This window comes from Ktedonobacterales bacterium (genome assembly GCA_036557285.1).
Taxonomy (GTDB): domain Bacteria; phylum Chloroflexota; class Ktedonobacteria; order Ktedonobacterales; family DATBGS01; genus DATBHW01.
Genome location: DATBHW010000011.1, coordinates 24,863 through 51,136, shown reverse-complemented (window position 1 = coordinate 51,136; position 26,274 = coordinate 24,863). Strand labels below are relative to the sequence as shown.

The following is a 26,274-nucleotide window of genomic DNA, read 5'->3' as shown; positions in this document are numbered from 1 at the left end:
AATGAATCAATCACTGACATCATCGCACTGGAACTTTGATCTGGCTGAAATGACCCACACATTGCGCCAGCGTTTTGGAGCGCGCGTGCGCCTCAATGAGCCGCTGGCGCGACACGGTACCTTTGGCGTCGGTGGCCCAGCCGACGCCTGGCTGGCGATAGATAACGAAGGCGATCTTATTGATCTCGTCTCGCTGGCCGCCGGGGCGCGCTGGCCGCTGATGCTCGTTGGCAACGGCACCAACCTGCTCTACACCGATGCTGGAGTGCGCGGCATCGTCGTCCAGAACGCGCTTTCCACATGGGCGCTCACCGACCTTGGCGATGGGACCGCGCAACTGGTTGGCGGCGCAGGCGTCAACCTCCCTAAACTGGTCAATGACCTGGCGGCGCAAGGCTGGGGCGGGCTGGAGTGGGGCGCAGGCGTTCCGGGCAGCCTGGGCGGCGCAGTCATCAGCAATGCAGGCGCGCATGGCTCCAACCTGAGCGATACGCTTCAGTCGGCGCGCATCCTGGACACTCATAACCTGGAAACTGGCCCCCAGGTACATGATTATCCGCTGGCTGTGCTCCAGATGGCCTACCGCGACAGCCGCTTCCGGGCGCGCCGCCGGGTCGAGTTCGACAACCAGGGCCGACCACTGCCGCCGCCGCGCGCGCTGATCGAGCCTGCCGAGATCGTCACATCCGTCACCTGTCGGCTGCGACGTGAAGCGCCAGAGACGCTCAAAGCGCGCGTGGCTCATTACAAACAGCATCGCAAAGAGACCCAACCACCCCAGGCCAGCGCCGGCTCAGTCTTCAAGAATCCTCCTGGAGACTATTCGGGTCGGTTGATAGAGGCGGCTGGCCTGAAGGGCAAGCAGATCGGCAAAGCGCAGCTCTCGTCGCGCCATGCCAATTTTATCGTCAATCTAGGAGGCGCACGCGCCGCCGACATCCTGGCGCTGATCGCCCTCGCCCGCGCAACGGTGCGCGAGCGCTTCGGCGTCGAGCTTGAGCTTGAGATCGAACTGCGCGGAGAAACGGAGGCCGAAACACCGTAAAGAAGGAAGCAACGACCTGTCTATGGACCCCAAAAGGTCCGCTCATCTGCATGCAGATAGATACATGTTCAGACGAAGCAAGAGAGTCAAGAACCAGCAGGCAGCGCCAGGCAGCGCATCAACAAGGACTGCAAGCGAGAGCAGCCTGATCGATGTGACGTTTAGCCGACAGCCACGAAACCAGACCAGACTTTCCAGGGGAGAGCGGAAGCCCGCACGGCCCGCGAACATAGCCGCGTCGGCCCTGGCTGAAGAGAAGCCAACCAGTACGATGATCGGGGTCGGCTGGGCGCGTTCAGGCGCACTGAAGCATGCAGAGATGCAGGCCAGCCCAAAACGCCGCCAGCCCAGAAGCAGACGTGAGCGATGGATCAGGCGCATGCTGATTGTCGTGCCGCTGCTGCTGGCAATCGTCTTTGGGCTGCATACCCTCTTGACCATCCCTTATTTTGAGGTCCAGCACATCACGGTTGAAGGCACGCGCAACGGGCAATTAATTGCCGCCATCCAGCGGCTTCATCTCGATGGGATCAATATTTTTCTCGCCGACACCAGCGCCGATGCGGCACACATCAAGACGCTCCCGCCAATTGCTGATGCCAGCGTGACACGTAACCTGCCCGATACGCTGCTCGTCCACGTAGTAGAGCGCCAGCCTGTGCTTATCTGGCAGGTTGGCACAAACCAGTATAGCGTTGATGCTGGAGGCAGCATCATTGCTCAGGTGCAACACACCGGTGGGCTGCCAGTCGTGCGCGATGAGCATACAGGCGACCAGCATGGAAAACCCTTTGCGCCTGGCGGCAAAATTGACCCAAAGATCATACAAATGGCCCGTCAATTGCTAGAGCAGGTTCCGACAGCGATTGGTATCACCAGCTTCACGCTGCGCGATACCCTTGCGTATGGAGTTGTCCTGATAAGCGCGGATGGCTGGCAGGCGCGCTTTGGCGCCCCCGATAACCTGGAGAACAAGATCAAAGAGCTTGCCGCCATCTTACAACTTGTCAAACAGCAGGGCCAGCAGCTCGCGCTGGTTGACCTCCGCTTTGGATTTTACCCGTATTATCGTCTGAAGAGTCCAGGCGCTGAACCATGAAGCCCTCAGCAGAAGGCTTCAACCGATTAGCTGCCTGCGTAAGTATTTGCCTTCTCTTGCGTAGCCAACGGCGCCTGCTTATTTGTATCAGAAAAGGCGCTTGAAACCGTTTCCCTGGGTCTGCGTATCAGACCCTTCCAGACCACTGTCTCTCAGGGGTTCATGGGGTCCAAACCTGGAACCTGAGTTCTGCCGGATAACGGGGAGCGTGTGCCGTGCCAGATCGGATCATCGTCGGAATCGACGTAGGAACGACAAAAGTCTGTGTTCTCGTCGGCGAACAGGACCGCAACGGAAAAATCAATATTTTGGGCGCCGGCCTGTGTCCTTCGCGCGGGCTGCGGCGCGGCGTGGTCATCAATATGAGCGAAACGGTGGAGTCCATCACCTCTGCCCTTGACCGCGCCGAGCGTCTTTCAGGGCGCAAAATCGCGGCGGCCTATGTAGGTGTGGCTGGTAGCCACATTGAATCGTTGAATAGTAGAGGTGTCGTCGCCATCTCCCCCAACAGCCGCGAAATTGTCCCCAGTGACATCAACCGGGCAATTGAAGCAGCGCGCGCTATCGAAGTACCCAGCAGCCGCGAGGTAATTCATGTCATTCCGCGCGGCTACCTGGTGGATGGGCAAGAGGGCGTCAAGAATCCTATTGGCATGTCAGGCTATCGGCTGGAGGTGGAATGTCATATCGTGACTGGCGCCGTGGCCTCCATCCAAAACCTGATTAAATGTGTCCAGAAATCTCAGGTAGAGATAGATGATCTGGTTCTGGAGCCATTGGCCTCCAGTGAGTCTGTCCTGACGCCCAGCGAAAAAGAGCTTGGCGTCGTGCTGCTGGACATCGGCGGCGGCACCACCGATGTCGCTATTTTTGTAGAAGGCGCTATCTGGCATACCGTTGTCTTGTCGCTGGGTGGCAATCTCATTACCAATGATATTGCCTATGGCCTGCGCATCCCGTTCCTGGCCGCCGAAGAACTGAAGGTCACACACGGCCATGCCGACTCCAGCCAGATTCCAGCCGGGCAAAGGGTTGACCTGGAGCCTTTTGTTCCCGACTGCAAAGAGGATGCCGATCAGCATGCGCTGGCAGAAATCATCGAGGCGCGTGTGGAGGAAATCTTTGAAAAGTGCCAGGAAGAGATTACCAAATCCGGGTACGATGGCCTCTTGCCTTCCGGCATTGTGATTACTGGCGGCACTGCCGAACTGCCTGGCATCATCGAAAAAGCGCGGTCCACATTTAACCTGCCGGTGCGCATCGGCACACCGCGCGGGCTGCACGAAGTCGTTGATTCGCTGGTGAATAAGCCCGCGTTCTCGACCGGGGTAGGTCTGCTGCTGTGGGGATTGCGCCAGAGTGAGGCGCTGGCTGCGGATGAAGCTCGCAGCCAGGAAGTACCTTTTGTCTATCAGCGTTTTAAGCAGTGGCTTCAAACGTTACTACCATAGGAAAACAAATCGAATAGCAATCGTGCCGTTCGATTTTCCTTTGCAGCCTTCGGATAGAAGGGAGGCTTGGAACATGGCGCCACAAATGAACCATCATCAGGTTGAGGGGTTTGCTCAGATTCGCGTCATCGGCGTCGGTGGCGGCGGCAGCAACGCTGTCAACCGGATGATTCAGGCGCAGATGCTCGGCATCGAGTTTATCGCTGTCAACACCGACGCCCAGGCGCTGCTGCTGGCCGAAACACCGCATCGCATCCGCATCGGTGATAAGCTGACACGCGGCCTTGGCGCAGGCGGCAACCCTGCCATCGGCGCGAAAGCCGCCGAGGAGAGCAGCGAAGAACTCTACGAGGCGATTAAAGGCTCGGATATGGTCTTCATCACCTCCGGCATGGGCGGGGGTACCGGAACCGGCGCCAGCCCTGTGGTCGCGCAGATCGCCAAGGAGGCTGGTGCGCTCAGCGTCGGCGTCGTGACCAGGCCATTCTCCTTCGAGGGCAACAAGCGCCGCATCGCTGCCGAAGAGGGCATCGCCGCGCTCAAGCAGCATGTTGATACGCTGATCACTGTCCCGAATGATCGGCTGCTCCAGGTGGCTGATAAAAAGATGCCGCTGTCCGAAGCCTTCCGGCTTGCTGACGACGTGCTGCGCCAGGGCATCCAGGGCATCAGCGACCTGATCACGGTGCCAGGCATCATCAATCTGGACTTTGCCGATGTCAAGGCCATTATGGCCGATGCCGGCAGCGCCCTGATGGCAATTGGTGAGGGCAGCGGCGAAACGCGCGCGGTGGATGCCGCGCGCCAGGCTATCGCCAGCCCACTACTCGATATTGACATCAGCGGCGCGCGTGGGGTGCTGTTTAATGTCACTGGCGGCAACGACCTGACGCTCTTCGAGGTTCACGAGGCCGCCGACATTATCAGCAAGGCCGCACACCCGGAGGCCAATATCATCTTTGGGGCAGTGCAAGACCCGGTGTACGATGGCCGTATCAAGATTACGGTGATTGCCACCGGTTTTGAGAACCGGGCGCTCCAGGGCCGCAGCGAGTATGATCGCCGCATGGTCTACGCCCAGGCTGGCAGTTCGCGTCCGGCTTACCCGGTCAATCACGGGCCGATTGGCCCCACGCCGCATCTGCCACCGACATCAACGCCTCTGCCTGATTCGGCGCGGCTGCGCGCCACCAGCGCGCCTGGTAACCGCCCTGGAGTCCCGGCGGCTCATCTGCGCCCCACCTCTGGCGAGCCAGCCACAGACCCCGACACAGAGGTGGTAGCGGAGCCGACGCCGCCTCTGCCGGATACCGGACGGCCAGAGCCGCCCAGCCAGAGCCGCCCCGTCCGGCAAGTCATCCAGCGCCCACCAGACACGCCCCGGCGCTCTGGCCCGCTGGATGGCATCGAAATCCCTGCATTCCTGCGCCGCCGCTAACGCGGCGCAGGAAGCCGGAGAGGAGCGATTCACCTCTCCGGCTCTTTCATTTGCGCCGTGAATTGACAAGAAGATGCTCCATAGGTGAGAGGATAGCTCATGGCGAACTATAACTTCTGGCGCAGCGAAAGGATTCGGCTGCGCGCCATCGAACAGAAGGATCTCGACGATCTCTTCCATTCCCCTGAAGAGTTCGATCAGGTTGACCCCAGGATAGACCTGCCAGAATACGGGCCACAAGAAGTCCCTTGAAGCGCCAGTCAGTCATGGTCAAGGATGGCATAGAGCAGGCTATCACGCCAGGAGCCATCTCTATTGCGAAAGTCTTCGCGCAGGCGCCCCTCATACTGCATGCCTATCTTCTCCATCACCCGCTGCGAGCCAGTATTATCCGGGTGACACAGCGCATAGATGCGGTGAAGCCCAACAGTGGAGAACCCGAAATCAACCAGCGCCTGAGCGGCCTCGGTAGCATATCCCTGTCCCTACTCCGCAGGGCTGAGCCGATAGCCCAGTTCTGCCTGGCCCAACTCCCGATTCGTAATGGTCAGAAAGACCATCCCGATCAGCCGCCCTTCGTCGCGCAGCACTATCGCCAGAGCATAAACCGGGCGCGGGTTGAGCGTGAGCCAGTCCTGGGTCCGTTGGAACAGGGCGCGCCCCTCTCCCTCAGTGAGCTGGCCGCCGCCACGAAAGTGATGAAGGGCCGGATCGGCCTCCAGGGCAAGAACCGCAGCCTCGTCTTCCGCCGCAAAATCTCGTAGGAGCAACCGCCTGGTAGGCATCTCCATCAGGCCCTTCTTTCGCAGCTTCTACAGCTTCCAGGGCGTGAATCGAATGCCCCTGGCAACCAGTTCTGCCTGAACCTGCTCTGGCGTCTCAAAGCAGATGGCATCCCAGCCAGCCGCGCGAGCGCCAGCCACATTTTCCGGCAGATCATCCAGAAAGAGATGCCCGGCGGCAGGATGACCGGTCGCAGCTTCCACAGCACGATAGATCGCCAGGTCAGGCTTCAGCGCGCCAACTTGATATGAGAAGATGATATGCTGCGCTTCGGCAAACCAGGGAGAGATACTCTGGAGGTAATCCATATGTAGCTCATTGGTATTGGAGCAGATAGCCAGCATATAGCCCTGCGCCCGGAGTTCCTGCATAAACAGCGGTATATAGGTGCGCTCAACGAATATATCATTCCAGAGATCAATAAACGCCGCGCGGTCAAGGCCAAGCTCCGCCAACGCCCCTCCTACAAATTCATTCGTCGTCATCAGCCCTAATGCGTAGCGGTCTTCATTGCTCCTCAGCCAACGCTGGATACGAGCAAGCTGCTTCTCTTCAGGGAAGAGGCTTTGCAGACGACGCCGGGAGCGAGAAAAATCAACCTCAACCAGCACATTGCCAATATCCAAAACAACCGCACGGGGTTGTTGCAAAAGTTGTTGCTCAGGCATCCATCATTTCCTTACAGCGTTATTGAGCCGCGCTAACACCTACCGTCTGCATCTGTGGGCCACCAACTGTGCTGATCTGCGGCAGCAGGTCATGCAGCGCCGCAATCAACGCCTGCGAGTCGTCGGGCAGCAAGCGACGAGGAATCTGAATCACTCCAAGCTGCACCTTCACCTCGTTACGGAAGCGCCGATAGAGCGCCACCCGGTTAGGCGTCATATTGCGCCGCGCCTTGATGATCACCACACCCTCCTTCAGACTGATCGACTCAAAGCCCATCTCCCCAGCCCCTACCTTGAGCGCGATCAGCTTCAGCAGGTTCTCAACCGGCGGCAGCAGCGGCCCGAAGCGATCTTGCAGTTCAGATCTCATCGCTTCCACCTGCTCGCGCGTCATCAGGTTCGCCAATCGCTGATAGAAGTTCATCTTTAGCGCCCGGTCATTGATATACTCATCGGGGATATAGGCATCCACCGGCAAATCAATCGTGACGACAGGAACGGCAGCCTCAGCTTTCTTACCCTGAAGCTCCTGAATCGCTTCCGCCAGCAGCCGACTATACAGATCAAAGCCAACGACGTTCATAAACCCGGACTGCTCCGGCCCCAGCAGATTGCCCGCGCCGCGAATCTCTAGGTCTTTCATCGCAATACGGAAACCCGCACCCAGTTCCGTTGCCTCATAGATCGCCCGCAGCCGTCTTTCGGCAATGGGCGTCAGCTTCGTCTCCTTATTGAAGAGCAGATAGGCATAAGCTTGATGTGAGCCGCGCCCCACGCGCCCGCGCAACTGATACAACTGCGCCAGCCCGAAGTTCGCCGCGTTGTTGATGATAATCGTGTTGGCGTTGGGAATGTCCAGCCCATTTTCAATGATCGTCGTGCAGACCAGGACGTTATATTCGCCGCTGGAAAAGGCCAGCATGACGTGCTCAAGCTGATCCTCGGCCATCTGCCCATGTGCCACCGCAAACGTCGCCTCTGGAATAAGCCGTTGCAGCCGCTGGGCAATCACCTGAATCCCCTGCACACGGTTATGCACAAAGAAGACCTGGCCGCCGCGATCCACCTCGCGCAGAATCGCCTCACGAATGAGCGCATCATCCCATTCACGAATCGAGGTGCGAATCGGCAGCCGCTCCTGTGGAGGCGTCTCAATCACGCTCATATCGCGCACATTGACCAATCCCATATGCAGCGTGCGCGGGATGGGCGTCGCTGTCAGCGTCAGCACATCAATCTCCATGCGCAATTGCTTCAGCCGCTCCTTGTGGACAACGCCAAAGCGTTGCTCTTCATCAATAATCAGCAGCCCCAGGTTATTGAAGACAACATCCTTCTGGAGCAGCCGGTGTGTGCCGATCAAAACATCAACGCGGCCCAGCGCCAGGTCTTCCAACACCTGCTTCTGCTCTTTCTCCGAGCGGAAGCGGCTCAGTAACTCGACGCGAATAGGATAAGGCCGCAGCCGCTCGCTGAAGGTATTGAAGTGCTGAAGTGCCAGAACCGTCGTCGGAGCCAGGACAGCTACCTGGCGCTGATCGAGAACGGCCTTGAAAGCGGCCCGCAGCGCCACCTCCGTCTTGCCATAGCCCACATCTCCGCAGACCAGCCGATCCATCGGGCGGGGCCGCTGCATATCGGCCTTGACTTCATCAATGGCCCGCGCCTGATCGGCAGTCTCCTCATAAGGGAACGCCTCTTCAAGCTCTTGCAACCAGGGTTGCTCGCTGTCAGCCGGGAAGGCGTGACCGTCCGCCGCCTCGCGCACGCTGTAGAGCCGCAGCAGATCGCTGGCGATGTTCTGCACGCTCTCTTTGACCTGCTGCTTGGCGCGCGCCCATTCTGCGCTGCCCAGCTTGCTAAGCGCGGGCGTCGCATCGCCCATGCCGATAAACTTGGTGGCGCGATCAAGCTGATCCGTCGGGATATACAGCCGGTCCGTTCCGGCGTACTGAATCAACAGGTACTCGCGCTCGACTCCGGTACTATTGAGTTTGACCAGCCCCTCGAAGCGCCCGATGCCATGATCCTGATGCACCACAAAATCGCCCGGATGAACTTCCGCCAGGAAGGTCGCCGGAGTTACCGGCTTGCGGCGCGCTGCCTCACGCCGCTTCGACCAGCCAAAAACTTCCGTATCGGTAAAGACCGTCAGCGCCAGCGCGCGGCTCTGCCAGCCTTCCGCCAGATGCCCCTGGACAATCGCCAGCAAGCCAGGCTCCGGCGCTTCGGCCAGGTGAATCACGGGCGAAACTTGCACAGCATCCGCGCCAAACTGCGCCTCATCCCCAAACACCTCACACAGCCGCCGCGCCTGGCCTGTCACCACCACTACGCGCTGCCGCTCACGCATCGCCCGTCGCGTTTCCACCACAAAGGCCCGCAAGCGCCCCCCATACGAGTTGGCCGCGTGCAGATCAGGCGCCAGCGCGCGCCTCTCATCTCTGGTCTGGCTTCCATTGCCTGCCACGCGCTGATCACCAGGGGGCAGGCTTTCGTCTGTCAGAAAGCTGGCAAAGCGCAGATACCGCCGCGCCTCAAGCTGCGGCCAAAGGTCATGCCAGCCGATAAAGGCCGGGCGCAGCCCGGGCGGATTCTCCCCATCGCGCTCCCGCGAAACGCGCACCTCTTCAGCCTGATCGGCCAGCCGCAGCGCCACCTCTTCCAGCCGATCAGGCATATCCAGCGCCAGCACGCCATCGGGCGGTAGATAGGAGACCAGCGTTGCCGGGCGATGCAGATAGGGCAGATAAAAGACCAGATCATCAAACGACTGCCGGGACCGCAAAGCATCCAGATCACGCGCCCAGCGATCAGCCGCATCCTGATGCAGCGTCGTTATCGGCAGCCGCTCCAGTTCAGCCGCCGCCTCTGGCCCGCGCAGCGGCAGTGCTTCCCTGGAAGGCGCGAGCAGCACCGAATCTATGGGATTGAGCGAACGCTGCGTCTCAGGGTCGAAGGTGCGAATAGACTCAATCTCATCGCCAAAGAACTCGATCCGTACAGGCCGAACGAGCGTCGGCGGGAAAATATCTACGATGCCGCCGCGATGCGTCATCTGCCCTGGCTCCTCCACCTCCGCTACCGGCTCATAGCCCAGGTGATAACACTGCTCCAGCAGCAGTTCCAGGTCCAACTCCTCGCCCACCCGCAGCTCCACCAGCGCCCTGCGCAGCTCGTCTGGCGGGATAATCGGCTGGGTCAGCGTCCGCGCCGAGGCAACGACAATCAGCGCCGCATCCGGAGCCTGTGGCTTCGGCTTCGTTCTGCCGTTTGCCAGGCGTGCCAGCGTACCCAGTCGTAGCTGCATCGTCTCGGCATTTTCAATCATGCGCTCATAGGGCAGGGCATCCCGGTCAGGGAACAACAGCACCTGCTCCGGGCGGCCCGTGAGCGGTCGCAGCATCTCGGCCACGTCCCGCGCCCGATTCTCATCCTGCACGACAATCAACAATGGCCGACTCAGCGCGGTACCCAGTGCCGCCAGCAGATACGGCTTGCTGGACTCACTCACGCCATGCAGTTCCGGGGGCGCTTCGCCATGCTCCAATTGCTCGACCAGGCGGCGAAACTCTGGCCGCTCTCTCATTATCGGGAGTAAACCCTGTAAGGACATCTATCCTCCCCATGAGTCGTTTTGCTTGTGGCACAGCCATCTCTGGCAGTGCTACAGGCAGATTCAGGCTTTCTCTGAAACACGGACACTATTAAACCGATTCATTGCCACCAGCACGCCCTCGCGCAGAAAAGAGCGCACCGCCTCCGCTGCTAACCGCTCGGCTTCCTCCAGCGTCTCTTTCTCTTTGCCGCGCGGAGGCTTCAGCACATAACCCGCCGTCTGCATTGGATTCACCGCCGGTCGGCCAATCCCCAGCTTCAGGCGAGGAAACTCACTTGACCCTAGCGCCTCGATGACCGACTCCAGCCCATGATGCCCACCCGACTTGCCACGCGGACGCAGCCGCATTCTGGCAAAGGGGAGATCGAGGTCGTCGCAGACAATCAGCAGATCGTCCAGAGCGACCTTATACCAATGCGCCAGGTCGGCGACCGGCTTGCCGCTCAGGTTCATGTAGCTCTGCGGCTTCGCCAGCACAACCTTCTCGCCGTTGATCAGCCCTTCGGCCAGCAGCGTCTTGCCGCGTTTCCCGCTCCAGGTCCAGCCCTCGGCCTCAGCCACCAGATCAGCCACATGGAAGCCCACGTTATGGCGCGTCTTCTCATACTCTCTGCCTGGATTGCCCAGGCCCACAACCAACTTCACCGCTGCTCTTTCCCATCCTTTGCATATTTCTGCGCAGCAGAAGAACCGCCTCCCGAAGATAAGGGGGGCGGTGCGCTAGCGCACCTGTTTTCGCGGGTGCGCCGCTCTTTTCTTCATTATACCATGCAGAACCGGGGCCTGACTACCTTATATCATGTTGGACATAATGTGCGACATACCGTGCACAACCGGGGTCTGGCTACCTTTCCTACTGGCGAGTGAGTAAAAGATAAACGGTCCCAAATGTACTCCCCGATGGCAAATACGTGCGTGGCAGCGTTCCACGCAAACTTGCTGAAAAACTTTGCGTTCTGCAAGCGCCGTGTTATAATCGGGTAGTATGTGAAGAGCGCGCAGTGCGCTAAGAGAAACTCTCCCAGGCGCTACATCCGAAACTATGCAGATAGCAGATTCCCACGAAGCAGAAACCCAGCAGACCGCCGCTGAACAACTGAAATCTGCCCTCGAAAGCCTTCTTTTCGTGGCCGGACGCCCCCTGGAGCGGGCCGAACTGCGGCGCTTGCTGGCAATCAACGAGGGCCAGCTTGAAGCCACACTTGCCACCCTGGCTGCCGAGTGCGAAAAGCGCGGTGTGCGCGTACAGCGCCTGGGCAACCAGGTGCAGCTTGTCTCCGCGCCGGAGAACGCCCGCTATATCGCCGCGTTCCTGGGCTTGCCTAGCCAGGTCAAGCTCACCACTGCCGCTCTGGAAACGCTGGCCGTCATCACCTATCGCCAGCCAATCACCCGCAGCCAGATCGAAACCATTCGCGGCGTCAATAGTGATCGGGCGCTTGCCAGTCTGATCGCCCATAGCCTGGTCAACGAGATTGGGCGCGCCGCCACCGTTGGTCGGCCTGCGCTCTTCGCCACCACGCCCGAATTCCTTCAGCAGTTCGGCCTGACCAGCCTGGAGCATCTGCCCACACTCGACCTCCCCGGCGAAAGCCTTCAGGCGTTGGAATCGCTCCCCAATGGAGCGGACCATCGCGCCCCTGCGGCTAACGGGCATAGCGAGCGATCCATTGCAGAGCCGCAGCCGTCCGAACAGTCAGCTATCTCGCCAGCCAGGCAAGAGGGCGAGGAGGAGTCAGGTTGAAGTTAGGTCGCCATCTTCCCACCAGTTCCAGACCAGTCCAGGCCGCCGAAATCGCCCAATCGCTAGGCTGTGACACTATCCAGATTTTTGTCAACAATCCTACCTCCTGGCAGCCGCCACGCGATGTTCCGGCAGCGCCAGGAAAGCTCGACCCGCCGAGCGCCTTTGCCTGTGCCGTCGCCGAGCGTGGACTCTCGCCCGTCGTCGTCCACGCGCCCTATCTCATTAACCTCGCCTCGCCCGACGAGACTATTTTTGACAAGTCTGTTATACTGCTGGGCGGAACGATACAGCGTGCCAGGCGCTTTGGCGCTCGCTATGTTGTCTTTCACATGGGCAGCCACCGGGGCGCAGGCGTCGAAGCGGGCATCGAGCGCATCGCCGACGGCCTGCGCCGCATCCTGCCAGCCGCGCCAGACGAAGTTGTGGTCCTGCTTGAAAACGATGTGGGGGCGGGCAACCAGGTTGGTTCCCGGATCGAGCATCTGGCAGCCGTCCTGGATGCGCTGCCTGAACACGCGGCACGCCTGGGCATCTGCCTGGACACCGCGCATCTCTGGGGGGCTGGTTACGATCTTGGCAGCGCGGAGGAGGTCACGCGCCTGCTAGCAGATGTTGATCGTCTGGTTGGCTTGCGGCGTCTGCCGGTAATCCACCTCAACGATACCGCTACTGCGCTAGGCGGGCGCCGCGACTTGCATGCCCGCATCGGTGAAGGCATCATTCCAGAGGTCGGGCTGCGTACCCTGCTCAGGCATCCTGCCCTGCAAGACGTCGCCATCATTCTGGAAACGCCGATCCAGACACTTGAGGATGACGAGACCCGCCCTGATTGGGCGCATGATAAAGAACACCTTGCCCGTGTGCGGGCGCTGGGCGCGGGATCGAGAGCGCCGGGGCCGCAGCCAGGGCAAGCGCCCGCAGCCGAAGGCTCGGCAGAAACTATGCCGCCTCAGATCGACCAGCCGACACGCTAGCACTGTTTTCTGGTCAGAATCAGTGATGGATATTTGGAGGAGTACATCAGTATGCAAAAAGTAGGCGCTCAGGGCAAACGCGCCCAGAACCGCAAACCCACTATCTGGGTCGCGCGCGCCAATGGCGACAAAAGTTTCGGCGCCATCTTCGAGGATGATGGCAAGACAGGATATTTTTATCTCTGCGCCTTGAATCCTAAAGAAATCCTCAGCCACGTCGAAATCTATCAAACCGCCGACCTACCGCTGCCCATGCGTGAGGACTACATCCAGATTTACTGGGCCGAACATGGACAGCGCGCCGCCCTCTGCATTCGCGGCTGGCCGCTGGCTGTCTTCGATATTCCCAGCCGCAAAGGCTGGCTGCTGGAAGAACTCCCTGAAGACGCCAGCGATACCGCCCGCGAAGCCGCGCTGATGGATGCGCTCGTGGTGGAATAAGGTGGAAATAAAAAGGCATCCGATTGCATCGCGGCTGCCTCCTGTATCGCTGCCGAGACAGGAGCACTACAGGGAGCAGCCGCTCGCATTCGCTCGCAGGCGTTATTACCCGCACCAGGCCAGCAGAGGCCGAATAATCTTTCTAGCACGCCCAAGCGATCTTGATCCCACATACCACTCGAACGCCGTCTGCTGAAGGCTGGTACCCAGCGTGGGAAGCGTGAATCGTCGCCAGCACAGCGCCCAGGCCAAGGTTGTGCCGCATCGCCAGCGCCAGTTCACCGATCAGTTCACCGGCGTGCGCTCCCACGATATGCGCCCCCAGAATCTGTCGCCCTTCTGAGACACAATCAGCTTGATAAACCCTTCAAGCTCTCCTGCCGTCTGGGCGCGATCAAGCGTGTGCCAGCGCAGGCGCACCATACGCAGCCATAATGCAGGCAATCGCCGCCCAGGCGCTCCTTATCAATCAGGGCTGTTCGTGCGCCCAGCGCCGCTGCCAGCCGCGCGGCTGGCAGCCCACCGGACCCCGCCGATCACGGTAATATCATAGGGGTAGCGCGCCATGACTCCTCCTCTGGTGAACGTCGCGCTGTGCAAGCCTAAAGAGGAGAGGCAACCTCTGGTTCGCCTGGCGCATCCGCTTTCTCTGGCCCCTTCACGCGCCGCCTCAACCCCTTCCCCACAACGATGGTAAAGAAGAAGAGCAGCCCGCCAAAGAGCAGAATACTTACCAGGCTAATCAGACGGTCCAGCAGAATAGCCGCAGCAGCCGCGTTCTGCGCTGCCGTCGTCTGGGGGGTAAAGAGCAGGATCATCGCAAACATCCCCGCCTCCACAAAACCCACCCCGCCGCTGGTCAGCGGCACCGTTGTCAGCAGCGATTCGCCCAGTGCAATAAAGAGCGCCGCCGCAAAGATATGAGGAAGATCGCCACCCAGCAAGCCAGCCGCCAGAGCCACAAACATGAAACGCAGCGATTCCAGCGACCAGACCGCCAGTGTCAGCGGGGCCAGCAATTGCAGCCGCTTAAACGAGCCGAGCGTACCCTCTTGGAAATGCACGTACTGCACCCGGAAACGTGTAGGAATGCGCCTGCCAATCCGATCACGATAGACACGCAGCCCCACCAGCCCAACGACCAGCCCTACCACCAGCGCCAGACATACCCGCAGCGCCAGTTCAAGCTCCGCAGGTAGCTGACCATGCAGACTAATCAAGATCGCCGAAATAAACAGCAGCAGCAAGCCAATCAGATCGAGAATACGTTCAGCCAGTACCGTGCCAAAGGACCGAGTAGTCGAAACATTCGCAGCCTGGCGCAGCAGATAGGCGCGATAGATATCGCCAAGCTTCGCGGGGACAACCACATTCGCAAACCACGAGAGGTAGAGGATTTTATTGAGGTTGAGAAAACTGGGGAGATAAACCCCATCCTCTTTACGGTAGCCCACATTCTCTAACAGCAGCCGCCAACGCAGGGCGCGCATCGGGAAGGAGCAGTAATAGATTACAAAAGCCACCGCAAATAACCAGACATTAGCGCGCCCCAAGGCCGCAGCAATGCTCTTGGGATTCAGTTCCAGGCTCAGGCGCTGCGCTACCAGAGCAAAGACCACGATGACCAGCGCCAGCGGGACAATCGTCCGCCAACTAAGTAACCTCTTCCCAATGGAAGGCCGTTGCGGGTTCAGCTCTGCCACGTCCTCATCTCGCCCTATCTCTGACGGCCTCGCTTCATCCGAGGAAGGCTTTTGTTTGGAGTGGCCGACAAAAAACCGATCTGAAGGGGGTGAGCCGCGTGTATCCGATTGATCAAAGTGAGGCGAAATGGGACACCTCCAGACCTCTCAACCCCGAATGTTTGATATGTTCTTCCCAAGGCATTAAGAGGGTCTATCATCAGGTTTGTATGCCTCCGCAAGAGAGGAGGCCACCGCTAAGTGAGCAAATGCTTCATCAGGGATGACGTTTTATCAAAGCGCCAGGTAACATCGGACGGCGCTTCCAGAAATCCTCTGCTGCGCTCGCCCTTGGTAAAGAAGCGCGAGCAGCCAGAAGCGGAGAGCAGCCAGAGCAGATACCAGCTTTGCACATCCTATGCCCCGGCCTCACCCCACTGGCATCCGTTGTGCCTCGGTTGTATGTCGGGCGCGCTCTTGCCGGAACCAGCTTATCGTCCAGGTCATGCCCGCCTCCAAACCCACCGCAGGTTCCCAACCAAGCTGTTCCCTGGCTTTGCTAATATCGGGGCGACGACGATCTGGATCATCCTGTCGCTTAGGCTCAAAAACCATTTTCGATGAAGACCCGCACAAACGGGCAATTAGCCTAGCGTATTCGAGAACGGTATGCTCTTCCGGGTTGCCCAAATTATAAATCTCACCAGTCGTTCCAGGCGTGAACATAGCGCGCATCAGCCCATCAACCAGATCGGTCACATAGCACAGGCTGCGCGTTTGCGAACCATCGCCATGAATCGTCAGAGGTCGGTTATCCAACGCCTGCGTAATAAAATTCGGAATAATCCGCCCGTCGTCCATCTGGCTGTGTGGGCCATAGGTATTGAAGATACGCACGATACGCGCATCAACCCCATATTGTCGGCAAAACTCCATCGTAATCGTCTCGCCAAGGCGCTTGCTTTCATCATAGCAAGCGCGAGGGCCGACGGGATTCACATTGCCAAAATAGTCTTCTCGCTGCGGATGAACCAATGGATCGCCATAGATTTCAGAGGTGGAAGTGATTAAAAACCGCGCGCCTGCCTCTCGCACGCGCTGGAGCAGCCGATAGGTTCCCATACTATTCACCAGGATCGTCTCGAAGGGGTGATCCATATATCCTACCGGGCTGGCCGGGCTGGCTAAATGGAAGACCGCATCTGCCTCAAAGGCCAGCGGCTCAACAACATCGTGCTGAAGAAACGTGAAGCGTGGTTTGCCCAGCAATGCCTCAATGTTCCCACGCGCCCCGGTGAGCAAATTATCAACACAGAGAACGGAATATCCTTCATCCAACAAGCGGGAGCAAAGATGCGAACCGATAAATCCGGCCCCACCCGATACAAGCACATTCACAAAACTGCCTCCAGAAAAGATCTTCCAGCGTTCTGCTCTGTAGTCAGGCAGCACTCTCCGCGAGATTGTAGTCGTTCATAGGGGAATTGGCAAGGCGCCCTGGGTAGCAGTCTTGTTGAGAAACCTGCTTCGCTGGTTGAGAGATGCACAGCCTTGTAAGGGTGTATCATCGTGGGCAGGGGAAGTGAAGCCGCGCAAGGCGCGCTGGCACGGCGCCCACCGATCAACAGCGCACAAACCGAGACAAACCAGTAGATAAACCAGAGGGAAGAGGAAATCGCTGCATCAATCCAGAAAATGCTGCTCGCCGCCAGGTGGCGAGGCAAATAAGGCGGCAAAGTTCCCATCAAAGCCCTTGAGGAAGAGGTGCATGTCGATCACATCATCAGCGGTGACAGGAGCGCCTGGATCGGCATCCGCTGCTGCGGGTGGTTCATCAGCCAGCGCAGCCTCCGTCAGCGCCCCCTCGCCCAGGGCTTCGGCTTCCAAAATCGCCTTGCGCCGCTCGCTGCGCGTGCTGCCAGGGAACGATATTACGAATATGCCCTTACGCCCACACGAGTCGCACCGAACCATCACCATCCAGACCTCACTGCGCCGGGCCAGGACAGTCACATTCTCCCCTTCATACGCGCACTGGCAATGACTACAGTGCTGGGTTGTAAACAACCGCCGGATCAACCGTTCTTGCGCGTGCATAAGTCAGCCTCGCTTCTTTATCGAGTCCAAAGGAAAAGGCCGGTCAGTCCGATTTCCCAAACTCATCCAGCACATCCAGGCTATTGATAAAGTCGCGGTAAATGTCCAGATTATCTTTCTCCTGCTTTTGCTGCTCCTGCTGCTCTTCAGGATTCTCTAACGTCACCCCTGCACGCTCCAGCACTGATTCTGACACATAAATAGGCGCCTTTGCCCGTACCGCCAGCGCAATGGCATCGCTAGGGCGCGAATCAACTTCCACGTGCCGTCCATCAGCGTCTATCACCAGGCGGGCGTAGAAAATATCGTCCACAAGGTCGGAAATAACAACATTGGTCATCGTACCGCCAAGTTCGGTAATGACCGACTTCAACAGATCATGTGTGAGCGGGCGCGGCGCTGTGGTTCCCTGAAGCTCCATAGCTATCGCGTATGCCTCAGCGTTGGCAATCCAGATAAACAGGTAGCGGTCAACCTTCATATCTTTCAGGATGACGACGCGCTGCCCTGTCGCCAGATTAATGCGCACGCTCTCGACAGTCATCTCCACCATGATAATGCTTCCCTCCTTCGGTCGGGAATGCGTTCGGCCACTTCATCCCTATTGTACACCCAAGCTCACCGTTCTCGCAAACTTACCTATTTAGGACGTGGCTCTTTGGCACTGTGGTACCTTCTTGACATACCCCCCCTGGGTATGGTAAAATTTTCTTCGAGAAGTATAATACCGAACTTCCCGCCAGATGAGCGTTACAGACTTTGCCCATCATAGCTGAAATCCGCGCAGGAGAAACGCATGACAACGACGTATGACGTGATTATTATTGGCTCTGGTCCGGCTGGCTATACGGCTGCGCTCTATGCCGCTCGCGCCAATCTTTCTGTCCTCATGTTTCGGGGATACGAGTCCGGTGGACAACTCATGCTGACCAGCGATGTAGAAAACTACCCTGGCTTTGAGGAGGCCATTCTCGGCCCCGACCTGATGGAGCATATGGAAAAGCAGGCGCGGCGCTTCGGCACAGAGATGCGCGACGAAGATGTCATTCGCCTGGACACCAGCGAGCGACCATTCAAGGTCTATCCCGATGGGAGCGAGGAGCCAGCCCTGGGCCGGGCCATCATCATCAGCACCGGGGCAAGCGCCCGCTGGCTGGGACTGGAGAGCGAGACACGGCTGCGTGGCCGGGGCGTGAGCGCCTGCGCCACCTGCGATGGATTTTTCTTCAAGGGCAAAGACCTGGCGGTCATCGGCGGCGGCGACACCGCCCTGGAAGAAGCCCTGTTCCTGACCAAATACGCCTCGCATGTCACCATCATTCACCGGCGCGACAGCCTGCGCGGCAGCAAAATCATGCAGGAGCGCGCCTTCAAGCACCCTCAGATCAGCTTCATATGGGATACGGCGGTGGAGGAAGTGCATGGCGAGCAGGCGGTTGAGAAACTGCGTCTGCGCAATCTGAAGACCGGCGAAGAAAGCTCGCTAACTGTGCAGGGTGTCTTTATCGCCATCGGTCACACGCCAAACACCGCCCTCTTCAGAGGTCAGATCGACATGGACGCGCAGGGCTACATCATCCCGCGCGAGCATACCATGACCAACGTACCCGGCGTCTTCGCGGCTGGCGATGTCACCGATCATCGCTATCGCCAGGCAGTCACGGCGGCTGGTGACGGCTGCCGCGCCGCTATTGATGCCGAGCGTTGGTTGGAGGCGCAGGGCGAAGTGGACAAAGAGCGCGTTGCCGACCCAGGCGCCTGGGGCGAACCAGCGGGTTTGCCACACTCAGCCTCGCGCTCATAAACGCCTTTCTGAAGCGGGCTATGTTCTCAACAGTTGCTAAGAACAGAGCCCGCTTTGTCTCTTCACCCCTCAGCAATCTCGACGCAGATGCGCTCAATCTGCTCTGTCGTTCGCTCCCAGGTAAAGGGCCGCGCATGCCCTCTTCCGGCGCGCCCAAGGGCCAGGCAGGTTTCATCCGAAGCGATAAGCTGGCGCGCCGCCTCTTGAAACTCCGCCTCGGTCTTCACCAGAAACCCCGTTTTGTCGGCAAGCACCGTCTCCGTCAGACCACCTTCACGAGAAACGATCACCGGCTTCGCCGCGCCCATCGCTTCCAGAGGCACAATACCCAGTTCCTCCTCAAACGGCAGATAAGCCACAAAGCGGCACGCTCGATAAGCGGCAGCAACTCCTTCTCCAGAGACTGGCGCTAAAAAGCGCACTTGCTTGCCACTCTGCTGCTTGAGATACTCGACATAGGCTGGCTCACCTCTCCCGATGATATGCAGCGGATACTCAATCGGCTCCCACCATTTGAGCAGTCGCTCCAGTCCCTTCTCCGGCGCAAGCCTGCCAATATAGAGCGCGTGGCCGCCAACCGATTCAGGCAGATCGAACAGCGGCGGGTCAACACCGCAATAGACTTGATCGGTGACAGACTGCTGATAAAGCCGCTGAAACTTTGCTGCGGTATAGGCGCTGTTGGCAATGATGCGCCGATCACGCCGCACCGCGCGCCTGTCGAGCATCCGGCGCGCTGCCAGATCAAGCCGGTTCCCTCCGACCAGATAGCGGCTGCGCAGCGTATGAACATAATAGGCAACGTTGGCGTTGCGAAGGGCCAGCAGATTCGCGCCAAACGTATGCGCGAGAATAGCATCAGCAGGAAGGCGCAGCCTGGCCCATTGGAACGCATCCAGCCTGATCAGTGGAAAATCAGCCAGCCCAGGATAGGTCGCTTCAGGCAGAAATGCGCTGGTATACAGCGTAATCTCGTGCCGGGCGGCAAGCCGACGGCTGACTTCCAACACAAACCGCTCACCGCCTCCTAATGTGGTGAGCTGCGAATGAGCCATTGCAATCCGCACCGTGTTTCTCCTGTCCGGCGCTCCATACCACATCTTGTTGAAAACCGCTTGTGAACACTACTGATAATGCACCTGCGTTACCAAGAATATCAATGATTTCTCCTCCCGGCAAATTGCCGCCAGCCGCTGCGCATGGTATGATATATTTAAGGAAGCACCTTCAACCTGTATAGTACTTCTCACGATCAGCAACCAGCACTTTCTCTAGCTCTGTGTTTATAGGGCCGCTCCTCACCACGCAGCTATCTATCTGAGCATTCAGGCCACTGCTTGCAACCCAAAGGAGGCGCAGCGATGACAATGGACGCAGGCGAAAAAGCCACCCTGGTCAGCGAACTCGGCGCAATTGTGGGCGTCCGCTATGTTCTCTCCTCAGAATACGATCTCATGCTCTACGAGTACGATGCTTCCATTGATCGCGCCCGCCCTGATGTAGTCGTTTTCCCTGCCAGCGCCGCCGAGGTCAGCGCCATCGTCAAGCTGGCGAACCAGCGCAACGTCCCCTTTGTAGCGCGCGGCGCTGGCACTGGCCTTTCGGGTGGCGCGGTCCCGCTGGAGGGCGGCATCGTCATTGCCTTCCAGCGCATGAACCGCATCCTCGACATTGACTATAGGAACCTGCGCGCCGTTGTGCAGCCGGGCGTGGTCAACCTGCATCTCAGCAACGCCATGACGCCCAACGGCTTCTACTACGTGCCTGACCCCTCCAGCCAGAAATCCTGCACCATTGGCGGCAACGTTGGCGAAAACTCCGGCGGTCCGCACACCCTCATCTATGGCGTCACCACCAACCATGTCCTGGGCCTGGAAGTCGTGCTGACCGATGGCGAGATCGTTGAAGTTGGCAGCCCCACGCTCGACACGCCTGGCTACGACCTGACCGGCCTGCTGGTCGGCTCCGAAGGCACGCTGGGCATCGTCACCAGCATTACAGTGCGCATTGTACATCAGGCTGAATCCGTCAAGACGCTGGTAGGCGTCTTTAACACTGTTGACGACGCCAGCAATACCGTCTCTGGCATCGTCGAAGCTGGAATCATTCCCGCCGCGCTGGAGATGATGGATCAGATCATCTTGCAGGCCGTCGAAGACTATATTCACGCGGGTTATCCTCTGGATGCCGCCGCTGTCCTGTTGATCGAAGTCGAGGGCCTGCGCGATACCGTTGACGAGCAGGTCAGCCGCGTCGTTGCCGTCTGCGAAGCCAATCACGCGCGCGCCGTTCGCATCGCCAAAGACGAGCAGGAGCGCCAATTGCTCTGGTCGGGGCGTAAAGAAGCCTTTGGAGCCGTAGGACGTATCTCGCACGAGTTTTATGTGCAGGATGGCGTCGTGCCGCGCACCAAACTGCCTTTCGTCCTTGACCGCGTGAACGAGATTTGCGCCAGCTACGGATTGCGCGTGGGCAATGTCTTCCACGCCGGAGATGGCAACCTGCATCCCCTGATTCTTTTTGATTCTCAGATTCCGGGGCAGGTGGAAAAAGTGCGCCAGGCTGGTTTTGAAATCCTGAAGGTCTGCGCCGACGCGGGCGGCTCGATTACTGGCGAACATGGCGTTGGCATGGAAAAGAGCGATGCCATGCCGCTCATCTTCAGCGACGACGACCTTGCGGTGATGACACGCGTGCGCGAGGCGTTCAATCCGCACAACCTCTGCAATCCTGGCAAAATCTTACCAACGCCCGGACGCTGCGCCGACATCAAGCTGCTCATTGGACAGCAGCACAGCCCCGCCTACGCCCAGGCCGAGGTCGAAGGAGCCTGGCACTAAACACGAGGAGGGCGGCAAATGACAAAGCTGAGCCTGCTCACTGATCAACTCCACGCAGCCGCGCCACAGACGGAATTGCTGACCAGTTCCGGCGATCTGAAACGCTTCGCGGTTGATGGCGTGAAGCCACAAGTGGTCGCGCTGCCCGGCGTCGTTGACGACGTGGCCGCGCTGCTGAAGATCGCCAGCGAGCGGCATCTGGCCGTTCTCCCGGTTGGCGGCTGTACGGAGCTAGAACTCGGCCAGCCGCCAGAACGCTACGACCTTGCCATCTGCACAGTTCGCCTGAATGCGCTGCTTGAGCATGAGGCGGCTGATCTGACGTGCAGCGTGCAGGCGGGGATGCCTCTAGCCGCTCTTCAGCAGTATCTGACAGCCAAAGGCCAGTTCCTGGCGTTGGACCCGCCCAACGCTGAGCGGGCCACCATCGGTGGCATTCTGGCCGCCAACGCCAGCGGCCCCCAGCGCCTGCGCTACGGCGCGGCGCGCGATCTGGTCATCGGCCTGCGCGTGGCGCTGGGCGACGGGACGATTGCCCGCAGCGGCGGCAAAGTGGTAAAGAACGTCGCTGGTTATGATCTGAATAAGCTCTATATTGGCTCGCTGGGTACGCTGGGCATCATCGTTGAGGCCAACTTTAAGCTGATCCCTCGACCTGAGCGGCAGGAAACATTACTGGTCTCCTTCGAGAACGCCCCAGCGGCAATGGAGACGGTAATTGCTCTGCTCAGTTCAGTCGTTACCCCGACAGCCATCGAACTGCTTGACCCAGCCGCGCAACGCCATCTCTCCGAACAGGCCATCAAGATGCTGCCAGCAGGTGCGCTGGCCCTGTGGGAAGGGCCAGCGCACCTGCTGGCGATCTCCTTTTCCGGCGGTGCTCAGGCTGTCGCTCGCCAGCTTGCCGATACCCGCACAACCGCGACACGCCACGCTGGCAGCCCAGGCGATCATCTTGAGGATGCAGCGCACGACGCTTTCTGGGCCGCTGTTCGCGCCCAGCAGATCGGGCCGGTTGTCTGTAAAGTCTCGCTGCTCATCAACGAGCTTGCCCCTTTCCTGGCCCATGCGCAAACCATTTGCCAGGAGCAGCAGCTTGAAGCCAGCGCCATCGCCCACGCAGGCAGCGGGGTGATCTACCTCCAACTTCGCCCACCAGACGCCACTGATCGGCTGGCGGTTGTCATCAGCCAGTTACGCGCCCAGGCGCTGAAGAGCAAAGGCAGCCTGGTCATCACCCATGCCCCCACCGCACTCAAAGCACAGATCAACGTCTGGGGCGAAGCGCGACCTGACCTGCGCCTGATGGAAACGCTCAAACAGAAATTTGACCCTCACCATACGCTCGTCAAAGGCCGCTTCGTGGGAGGACTTTAGCAATGAGCAGTGAGCCACAGGAAATCCAACCAATCACGCAGCTTATGGAAGGGCCGCTGCGCCGGGGGACACATACCTATGATCTGATCCGCCAGTGCATTCACTGTGGCTTCTGTCTGCCCACCTGCCCCACCTACGCGGTGCTGGGCGTCGAAATGGATTCGCCGCGCGGGCGCATCTATCAGATGCAGGCGATTGCCGATGGTCGTATGAGCATTGGCCCTGACTTTATCGAGCATATGTACTGCTGCCTGGGCTGCCGCGCCTGCGAAACCGCCTGTCCTTCTGGTGTCCAGTTTGGAAAACTTATCGAAAGTGCGCGTGAAGAGATCGAAGCGGCTGCGCCTCAGCAGCACAACGGCGTCGAGCGTCTTCTGCGTCGCGCCGTCTTCGGCGGTGTGCTTCCGTCGCGCCTGCTGACCTCGTTCATGTTCACCGGACTCAAACTCTACCAGCGCAGCGGCGCTCAGAGCCTGGTACGCAAGCTCAACCTGCTCGATTACGTGCCTGGCACGCTGGCTGGAAAACTCAAGGAACCGGAGGCGCTGCTGCCACATATCGAAGGCTCGCTATTCCAAAACGCGCTTCCCACGATCACCCCAGCGCCTGAACAGCGCCGCTACCGTGTGGGCTTTATCTCTGGCTGCATCATGGATCAGGTCTTCCACGACATCAACGAAGCTTCCATTCGCGTGCTGGCGGCCAATGGCTGCGAAGTCGTTGTTCCGCGTGACCAACGCTGCTGTGGCGCGCTGCACGTCCACTCCGGCGAGGCCGAGCGCGGGCGCGCCCTGGCCCGCGCCAACATCGAGGCGTTCGAGCATTGGGGCTGTGACTACATCATCATCAACTCAGCGGGTTGTGGCTCAAACCTCAAAGAATACAGCCACCTGCTGCGCGATGACCCCAGCTACGCTGAGCGCGCCGCTGCCTTCAGCAGCAAGGTCAAAGACATCAGCGAATTCCTGGCGATGATTGACCTCAATCCCCAGCTAGGCGAAATCAAGCGTCGAGTCACGTACCACGACGCCTGCCATCTGGCACACGGCCAGAAAATCAAGAACCAGCCCCGCGCGCTGCTCAAACGTATTCCTGGGCTGGAATTGGTAGACCTGAAAGAAGCGGATTGGTGCTGCGGCAGCGCGGGCATCTATAATATCACCAACCAGGAGATGGCGGGCAAGCTGTTGGACCGCAAAATGGGCCATATTGAAAATACCGGCGCTCAGGTCGTTGCCACCGGCAACCCCGGCTGCATGATGCAGATTGCCTATGGGGCAAGCCAGCGCGATTTGCCCATCCAGGCGCTTCATCCGATCCAACTGCTGGATGAAGCCTATCGCGCTGGCGGCGCGTATAGCCTACCAGCGCCAAGAAAGCGAAGCCCTGGAACAGCTATCGGTATCGGCGCTGTGCTGCTCGCGGTGGGATTGCTCCTTAGCCGCAAGAGGTCACAGGGCTGATCTCCTGTATCCTCAGTTCGGGAAGGGATAACTCAGAAGGACACAAATGCTACGGGAGCAGCAACACAATTACCATCACAAATAGCGCACATTCTCGCCGCTTCGTTTATCCCCGTTAGCGCGCGTTTGCTGCTCAGTGACTCATCACCGCAAACAACAGCGTCACGCCAAACAGCAGCGCCAGGCCAGCCACCAGCGTTCCCGCAGAGATATGGCGAGGCTGCGTGAACTCATCTCCTGCTACAGATGACGGCGCGATTCGCTGCGCGATACCAAACCGAAGGGCAACACAAACCGCTGTTGCCATCACTAACAGAGCGACAAGGGTTGCAATACTCAGGAAGAACGCTCCCATCTCGAAACCTCCGGTGTCAGTTCAGTGTTTACTCCTGTAACCTTTTATTTACTTTTACCAACCACATATATATGTAACATACTGTAAATAAAAAGTCAACAGTAAACGCCACGATATTCCCTAATAGAGGTTCCTGTTGTGCTTACTAATCTCTATCAGTAAATACAATATTTACCCACGATTTCAGTAAACCATTGACAAACACACCGTTATTAAGTAAACTGCTAACAATAGCATTTTTGCTTCGGCAGAGACGCGCAGCGATCTATCAGCCCAGTAAGGAGGGCCAGTCATGTCTGATGATCAACATCTGGTTCCTGAAGGGACCGTTCTCCGACATCTGCGCCTGCAACAGGGACTGCGAGTAAACGAACTCGCCCGTCGGGCCAGCGTCTCCAGCGCCACGATCACCTTGTTGGAGCAGGGCGCGCGCCGCGCATCTCCTGCGCTGCTTGGCCGGTTGAGTGCCGCGCTGCACGTAGAAGCATCGCTCTTGAGTGGCATTGCCGGTGGCGGCATCAACGCCCCATCCTCGCGCAGCAGCGCCCCGCCCGGCTCTGGCGATACGTCTCTCAATAGAGAGTTAGTAACTCCCCCTGAGAGAGCGGCAGCGCGCCCTGCCGGAATCAGCGCCTGGCCCCACAGGCGTAACAACCCTCAGCAAAGCCACGCTGCTCATGGCCCCCACCGTTACGGCCCCCCGAACCTGGGCGACCTTGCCGATGAACTCGCCCAACTGATCGCCACGGAGTCGAACCCGAAACGCGCCGAGCATCGCGCCATCATGCGTATCTTGCGGCGGCTGTGCGCATACTTCGATGCCGCCACCATCTCAACCATTGCCCACATCGCTCGCTGCTGGCCGCGCCCTGAAGATGGGGACACCATCACCCGCCTGCAAGTCACCCAGACCTTTGGGCGTGATGCTCCCATCCACTACGCGATTGGCTTCCGGCTGGGAGCCAATAGTCTCTGCGGGCGGGCGCTGGATACCCATATGACTGTGGGGAAGCGTGGCCTGGACCTGGAGCCAGAGGATGCCCCGCACCATGAGTCTGGCATGCTCCAAACCGCCCACGCACTGGATCAACAGATGCCTTTTATCAGGTTTGGCAACCAACGCTCCGGCCTGGCAACCCCGATCATCAAATTTGGCTCCAAAGTGGCCGGCGTCCTCACGATCACCAGCGCGCAAGCAGATTATTTCCGCGACGAAGACACGCCAGCCCTTGAAGCCTTCGCCCGCCTCTTGACACTCTGCATGCAGGATTTTTATGATTGGAACACGGTACATCTGGCTGCCAACGTTGCCTTGCATGAGCCTGACGTGTCCCCCCCCTCACTGCGCCACGAGTGGTGAGATGAAGTTCTAAAGAGAGCAAAGAGCGAGA

Annotated in this window: 24 protein-coding genes and 1 pseudogene; 14 read left to right on the top strand and 11 right to left on the bottom strand. The window is 59.1% G+C overall.

Translation table 11 applies throughout. From position 1 onward, the window contains the following. Position 1 precedes the first annotated feature (1 nt). The 5 genes from murB to VH599_03835 all read left to right on the top strand — a co-directional run bounded on the left by murB (position 2) and on the right by VH599_03835 (position 5,285). On the top strand, positions 2-1,045 hold the full coding sequence (gene murB / locus VH599_03855; protein HEY7347429.1) for a UDP-N-acetylmuramate dehydrogenase: 1,044 nt from the start codon (positions 2-4) through the stop codon (positions 1,043-1,045). A gap of 64 nt (positions 1,046-1,109) precedes the next feature. Beyond that, entirely contained in the window at positions 1,110-2,144 is a 1,035-nt protein-coding gene (locus VH599_03850) for an FtsQ-type POTRA domain-containing protein (protein ID HEY7347428.1), read from the top strand. Positions 2,145-2,359: 215 nt separating this feature from the next. Next, the gene (gene ftsA, locus VH599_03845) at positions 2,360-3,595 is read left to right on the top strand and encodes a cell division protein FtsA (protein ID HEY7347427.1); all 1,236 of its coding nucleotides are present in this window, start codon (positions 2,360-2,362) and stop codon (positions 3,593-3,595) included. Between the two features lie 73 nt (positions 3,596-3,668). Further along, positions 3,669-5,033, top strand: coding sequence for a cell division protein FtsZ (gene ftsZ / locus VH599_03840; protein ID HEY7347426.1), 1,365 nt, complete (start codon positions 3,669-3,671; stop codon positions 5,031-5,033). Positions 5,034-5,132: 99 nt separating this feature from the next. Continuing rightward, complete coding sequence (locus VH599_03835; GenBank protein ID HEY7347425.1) at positions 5,133-5,285, top strand: hypothetical protein; 153 nt, start codon at positions 5,133-5,135, stop codon at positions 5,283-5,285. Positions 5,286-5,392: 107 nt separating this feature from the next. Here VH599_03835 and VH599_03830 read toward each other — a convergent pair. The 4 genes and pseudogenes from VH599_03830 to pth form a co-directional block, all read right to left on the bottom strand. After that, positions 5,393-5,818 (bottom strand): annotated as a pseudogene (locus VH599_03830) (GNAT family N-acetyltransferase). Between the two features lie 27 nt (positions 5,819-5,845). Further along, positions 5,846-6,484: an HAD-IA family hydrolase gene (locus VH599_03825; GenBank protein HEY7347424.1), complete on the bottom strand. Its 639-nt coding sequence runs from the start codon at positions 6,482-6,484 to the stop codon at positions 5,846-5,848. Positions 6,485-6,503: 19 nt separating this feature from the next. Continuing rightward, on the bottom strand, positions 6,504-10,100 hold the full coding sequence (gene mfd, locus VH599_03820) for a transcription-repair coupling factor (GenBank protein ID HEY7347423.1): 3,597 nt from the start codon (positions 10,098-10,100) through the stop codon (positions 6,504-6,506). A 63-nt stretch (positions 10,101-10,163) separates the two neighbouring features. Further along, positions 10,164-10,748, bottom strand: coding sequence for an aminoacyl-tRNA hydrolase (gene pth / locus VH599_03815; protein HEY7347422.1), 585 nt, complete (start codon positions 10,746-10,748; stop codon positions 10,164-10,166). 397 nt (positions 10,749-11,145) lie between these two features. On the opposite strand from pth, the gene scpB reads away from it, so the two are divergent. The 4 genes from scpB to VH599_03795 all read left to right on the top strand — a co-directional run bounded on the left by scpB (position 11,146) and on the right by VH599_03795 (position 13,608). Next, the gene (scpB, locus tag VH599_03810; GenBank protein ID HEY7347421.1) at positions 11,146-11,847 is read left to right on the top strand and encodes an SMC-Scp complex subunit ScpB; all 702 of its coding nucleotides are present in this window, start codon (positions 11,146-11,148) and stop codon (positions 11,845-11,847) included. Then, the gene (locus VH599_03805) at positions 11,844-12,824 is read left to right on the top strand and encodes a deoxyribonuclease IV (protein ID HEY7347420.1); all 981 of its coding nucleotides are present in this window, start codon (positions 11,844-11,846) and stop codon (positions 12,822-12,824) included. Before scpB ends, VH599_03805 begins: the two co-directional genes overlap by 4 nt. Positions 12,825-12,875: 51 nt before the next feature. After that, positions 12,876-13,265: a DUF2251 domain-containing protein gene (locus tag VH599_03800; GenBank protein HEY7347419.1), complete on the top strand. Its 390-nt coding sequence runs from the start codon at positions 12,876-12,878 to the stop codon at positions 13,263-13,265. A 211-nt stretch (positions 13,266-13,476) separates the two neighbouring features. Then, positions 13,477-13,608, top strand: a complete 132-nt coding sequence (locus tag VH599_03795; protein HEY7347418.1) for a hypothetical protein — start codon at positions 13,477-13,479, stop codon at positions 13,606-13,608. Between the two features lie 259 nt (positions 13,609-13,867). On the opposite strand, the gene VH599_03790 is transcribed toward VH599_03795, so the two are convergent. From VH599_03790 to VH599_03770, 5 genes are all read right to left on the bottom strand, one after another. Next, positions 13,868-14,968, bottom strand: coding sequence for a lysylphosphatidylglycerol synthase transmembrane domain-containing protein (locus VH599_03790; GenBank protein ID HEY7347417.1), 1,101 nt, complete (start codon positions 14,966-14,968; stop codon positions 13,868-13,870). Between the two features lie 236 nt (positions 14,969-15,204). Then, positions 15,205-15,360: a hypothetical protein gene (locus VH599_03785; GenBank protein ID HEY7347416.1), complete on the bottom strand. Its 156-nt coding sequence runs from the start codon at positions 15,358-15,360 to the stop codon at positions 15,205-15,207. A gap of 16 nt (positions 15,361-15,376) precedes the next feature. Beyond that, positions 15,377-16,345 (bottom strand): UDP-glucuronic acid decarboxylase family protein, encoded by a 969-nt coding sequence (locus VH599_03780; protein ID HEY7347415.1) that lies wholly within the window; start codon positions 16,343-16,345, stop codon positions 15,377-15,379. 285 nt (positions 16,346-16,630) lie between these two features. Further along, on the bottom strand, positions 16,631-17,044 hold the full coding sequence (locus VH599_03775; GenBank protein HEY7347414.1) for a hypothetical protein: 414 nt from the start codon (positions 17,042-17,044) through the stop codon (positions 16,631-16,633). A gap of 43 nt (positions 17,045-17,087) precedes the next feature. After that, entirely contained in the window at positions 17,088-17,597 is a 510-nt protein-coding gene (locus tag VH599_03770; protein HEY7347413.1) for a bifunctional nuclease family protein, read from the bottom strand. Between the two features lie 243 nt (positions 17,598-17,840). Here VH599_03770 and trxB point away from each other — a divergent pair, with 243 nt between their 5' ends. Then, complete coding sequence (gene trxB, locus VH599_03765) at positions 17,841-18,848, top strand: thioredoxin-disulfide reductase (protein HEY7347412.1); 1,008 nt, start codon at positions 17,841-17,843, stop codon at positions 18,846-18,848. A gap of 62 nt (positions 18,849-18,910) precedes the next feature. On the opposite strand, the gene VH599_03760 is transcribed toward trxB, so the two are convergent. Next, a complete protein-coding gene (locus VH599_03760) occupies positions 18,911-19,915 on the bottom strand; it encodes a glycosyltransferase family 4 protein (GenBank protein HEY7347411.1) in 1,005 nt (334 codons plus the stop codon). A 294-nt stretch (positions 19,916-20,209) separates the two neighbouring features. Between VH599_03760 and VH599_03755 the strand changes: the two genes are divergently transcribed. Genes VH599_03755 through VH599_03745 form a run of 3 tightly spaced genes read left to right on the top strand, consistent with a single transcriptional unit; the run spans position 20,210 to position 24,528 of the window. Next, complete coding sequence (locus tag VH599_03755) at positions 20,210-21,688, top strand: FAD-linked oxidase C-terminal domain-containing protein (GenBank protein HEY7347410.1); 1,479 nt, start codon at positions 20,210-20,212, stop codon at positions 21,686-21,688. An 18-nt stretch (positions 21,689-21,706) separates the two neighbouring features. After that, on the top strand, positions 21,707-23,065 hold the full coding sequence (locus VH599_03750; GenBank protein HEY7347409.1) for an FAD-binding oxidoreductase: 1,359 nt from the start codon (positions 21,707-21,709) through the stop codon (positions 23,063-23,065). Between the two features lie 2 nt (positions 23,066-23,067). Then, positions 23,068-24,528 (top strand): heterodisulfide reductase-related iron-sulfur binding cluster, encoded by a 1,461-nt coding sequence (locus VH599_03745; GenBank protein ID HEY7347408.1) that lies wholly within the window; start codon positions 23,068-23,070, stop codon positions 24,526-24,528. A 133-nt stretch (positions 24,529-24,661) separates the two neighbouring features. Here VH599_03745 and VH599_03740 read toward each other — a convergent pair whose 3' ends face one another. Continuing rightward, positions 24,662-24,883 carry a hypothetical protein gene (locus tag VH599_03740; GenBank protein HEY7347407.1) on the bottom strand — a complete coding sequence of 74 codons (222 nt, stop codon included), beginning with the start codon at positions 24,881-24,883 and terminating at the stop codon, positions 24,662-24,664. 292 nt (positions 24,884-25,175) lie between these two features. On the opposite strand from VH599_03740, the gene VH599_03735 reads away from it, so the two are divergent. Beyond that, complete coding sequence (locus tag VH599_03735) at positions 25,176-26,243, top strand: helix-turn-helix transcriptional regulator (protein ID HEY7347406.1); 1,068 nt, start codon at positions 25,176-25,178, stop codon at positions 26,241-26,243. Positions 26,244-26,274 lie beyond the last annotated feature (31 nt).